The organism is Acinetobacter sp. YH16032, from assembly GCF_013417345.1.
Taxonomy (GTDB): Bacteria; Pseudomonadota; Gammaproteobacteria; order Pseudomonadales; family Moraxellaceae; genus Acinetobacter.
Genome location: NZ_VPEE01000095.1, coordinates 1 through 3,094, shown reverse-complemented (window position 1 = coordinate 3,094; position 3,094 = coordinate 1). Strand labels below are relative to the sequence as shown.

General features: G+C 34.4%; 2 protein-coding genes and 2 pseudogenes. 3 read left to right on the top strand and 1 reads right to left on the bottom strand.

The annotated features are described in order from the left end of the window. Positions 1–239: 239 nt before the first annotated feature. Positions 240–407, bottom strand: a pseudogene (locus FTV32_RS17645) (GIY-YIG nuclease family protein); the annotation flags it as partial. Between the two features lie 383 nt (positions 408–790). Here FTV32_RS17645 and FTV32_RS16325 point away from each other — a divergent pair. From FTV32_RS16325 to FTV32_RS16315, 3 genes and pseudogenes are all read left to right on the top strand, one after another. Next, on the top strand, positions 791–1,264 hold the full coding sequence (locus FTV32_RS16325) for a spore coat U domain-containing protein (RefSeq protein ID WP_180023026.1): 474 nt from the start codon (positions 791–793) through the stop codon (positions 1,262–1,264). Between the two features lie 29 nt (positions 1,265–1,293). Continuing rightward, positions 1,294–2,046, top strand: a complete 753-nt coding sequence (locus tag FTV32_RS16320) for a molecular chaperone (protein WP_257227648.1) — start codon at positions 1,294–1,296, stop codon at positions 2,044–2,046. A 27-nt stretch (positions 2,047–2,073) separates the two neighbouring features. Further along, positions 2,074–3,094, top strand: a pseudogene (locus FTV32_RS16315) (fimbrial biogenesis outer membrane usher protein); the annotation flags it as partial.

Sequence of the window (3,094 nt, the reverse complement as noted above, 5' to 3'; positions counted from 1 at the left end):
GATTAAGTCGCCCTTATCAGGCTGTACCAAGAGATCTTGCTGGAGCTGACGATACTCTTCATCACTCACAAGCTCTTTGATTTGCTTGGTAAAAATACTAGTTTCAATGAATAGCATGGGTTTATGTACGTCAATGGCGTATAAGAATTTTAGCAGTTTTAGTGTAAAAAAACGAGAGCTGTAGGCTCTCGTTTCGCATAATCGCCATTATGTTAATTTTAGAAATATTAAATAAATAGTTAATTGGAGTTATAGCCAAATCTTCTTGTTAATAACGTATTTTTCCACCAACCCTCTCGACTCAATATAACTTTATCGTCTGTTTTAGTTTTAAAAATATCAAGAATTGAATAATAAAAATTATTTTCAATACGCTCTAACGGCAATTGCTGTAATTGAACATTTCCCCGCTAACAGAAATTTACCTACAAAGCATTTTTCATTAATGACTTTAAAAATTATAAGCTAGAAATTCATATTAATTGTTTTTTTAGATTATTTTTATGGTTTTTATTCGTTTCAATAATAGTTGTTTTTTATTTACTATATGATCCGTACAGCAAGTAAATCATTTTTAATGAGATACTTATCACATTTTTTTGGGAAAATAAAAGCTGATTTTTAATTAAGCCAATTTTTTAATTGGAGTAATTTAGAGTAAAGTATCTAATTTTTTCTAAATAAATTATGTACTTGCTTGTTTAATGAGCGTATATTTCCTCGCCTACTTTGATCAAAAGTTCATCCACTTTTTAAGGTTAGGCTGAACTTAAATATTGGATTCAATCTCATGAAAAAAATTACATATGTTTCTTTGTTCATTTCATCTGTACTTGGCTTTTCTGCAGCACAAGCAGCTACTGCCCCAACACAGAACTTTGAAGTGAAATTAACAATCAATGAATCGTGTGAATTTAATTCAGCTACAGATATTGATTTCGGAAGTTTAGATCGTTCAACCGATGTAAACCGTACCCAAACAGGTAAATTAACAGCTACATGTACCATTGGCACACCTTATAAAGTGGTACTGGATAGCGAACGTCAAATGAAGCATAAATCTGACAGTACTTCTGTCGTGGCTTATGATTTATTCCAAGATACCGGTGCACAAAAGATCTGGGGTAAAACAGTTGATCAAGCACTAGAGCAAACCGGTACAGGTAAAGCACAAGAGTTGCCTGTCTATGCGAAATTAAAAGGCAACACAAATGTTAAGGCAGGTGTATATACTGATGTTGTAACTGCTAAAATTACTTACTAATTAAGTTATAAGTAAACAAGGAGAGGCTATTGCAAGGTATATTTGAAAAAATATTAAATCGTCAGCATATCTATATGGTGACTCTCTTAGCTTCTTCCTTTTGTTCTTTAGCACAAGCAGCTAGTCTACAAGTATCTCCCATCCTTGTAGAGTTTTCTTCCCAGGAAAAAGCAAAAGAGCTTTGGCTTACAAACACGGGGAAAACAAATATTCGTGCTCAAGTACGTATGCAAGAGTGGACTCAGCTTAATAACCAGGAAATCCTGGAACCGACTAAGAAGCTTATTGCAAGTCCACTTATTACTGAAATTAAACCTGGTCAAAGACAATTAGTACGCTTGATTAAGCCAGCCAATACTAATAGTACTCAGGAGCAGGCATTTCGAGTACTGGTAGATGAGTTGCCAGGAAGTAGTTCCGAGCAAAATAACTCGGGTTTAAATATTTTATTGCAATACTCAATTCCTGTTTTTTATAAGTCTTCGCAACCTCATAAAATTACTCAAGGTCTAACCTCGCTTTATAATATTCAGTTTAAATATACGAACGGCCAGATTTCAGTGTCGAACCGTTCTAGTTCCTATTTACGCTTAAGTCAGTTGAGTTATGTATCCACGACAGGAAATATCGTACCTTTGATATCTGGATTGATGGGTTATGTTTTGGCAGGACAAACGATGTCTTGGAACTTACCGATCAGTCTTCCAGATAATGGTGCAGGAAAGTTTCGATTAGTTATTAATTCTGATATTAATCAACAGGTTATTCCTGTAAATAAATAAATACTTGATATGATTAGGGCTAATTACTTGAGTGTAATTTTGCTTGGACTTCTTTATGTACAAGAGGGAATAGCAAATGAAGTGACTTCTCAAGAAGTAGATTCGACCATTCAACAGGAACTTTTTTTAGATGTTATTTTAAATCAATCTAACTCAAATATTTTAGGCCATTTTCTCCAACAAGATGATCAGCTTTATATATCTACAGAAACTTTACAAGACCTTAAATTAACTTTACCTGCTGATCTGCAAACTAATCCTGCAGGCTACTATCTTTTAGAAGACATACCTTCAGTCAAATATAAATACGATAATTCCAACCAGAAAATTTACCTTGATGTAGATATTAAAGCACTTAAACGAACTTCCTATTATCCTGCATATACTATTATTGAACCTGTCAAACTTGACCCAGCTCAAGAGCGACCAGGCGCTTTGTTTAATTACGATTTCTATAGCCAGTATTCCGAAGATTATTTCAATTTAAGTGGAACCCATGAGTTTCGTGTATTTGGCTTAGGAGAGGGAGGAATCTTAAATTTATCCTCAAATTATAGCTATACCAAAACAGATGAAGATTCCAAATTAGATGCTTTAATTCTAGATACTTATTGGCAGCGTGATTTACCTGAAAAAATGCTTACTATCAGAGTGGGTGATGATCAGTCCAAACCATTGAGCTGGAGTCGGTCTACCCGCATTAGCGGAGTAAGTCTTTCTAAAAATTTTGCTCTTCAACCCTATCAAATCACGACTCCCTTGGAATCATTTAAAGGTGAAGTAAGTTTACCATCCACAGTAGATTTGTTTATTAATGGGCTAAAGCAAACAACTCAGCAAATCATACCTGGTCAATTTGAAATTGAAGCGATCCCTATTATTACTGGAGTTGGACAAGCTCAAGTAGTTGTGACTGATATCAATGGCCAACAAAGAGTTCTTAATTTTTCTTTATATGGAACTAATCAACTGCTAAAGGAAGATTTGAGTGACTGGTCATTTAACCTAGGTTATACACGTTTAGCATATGGGGAACGCTCCTTCAAAT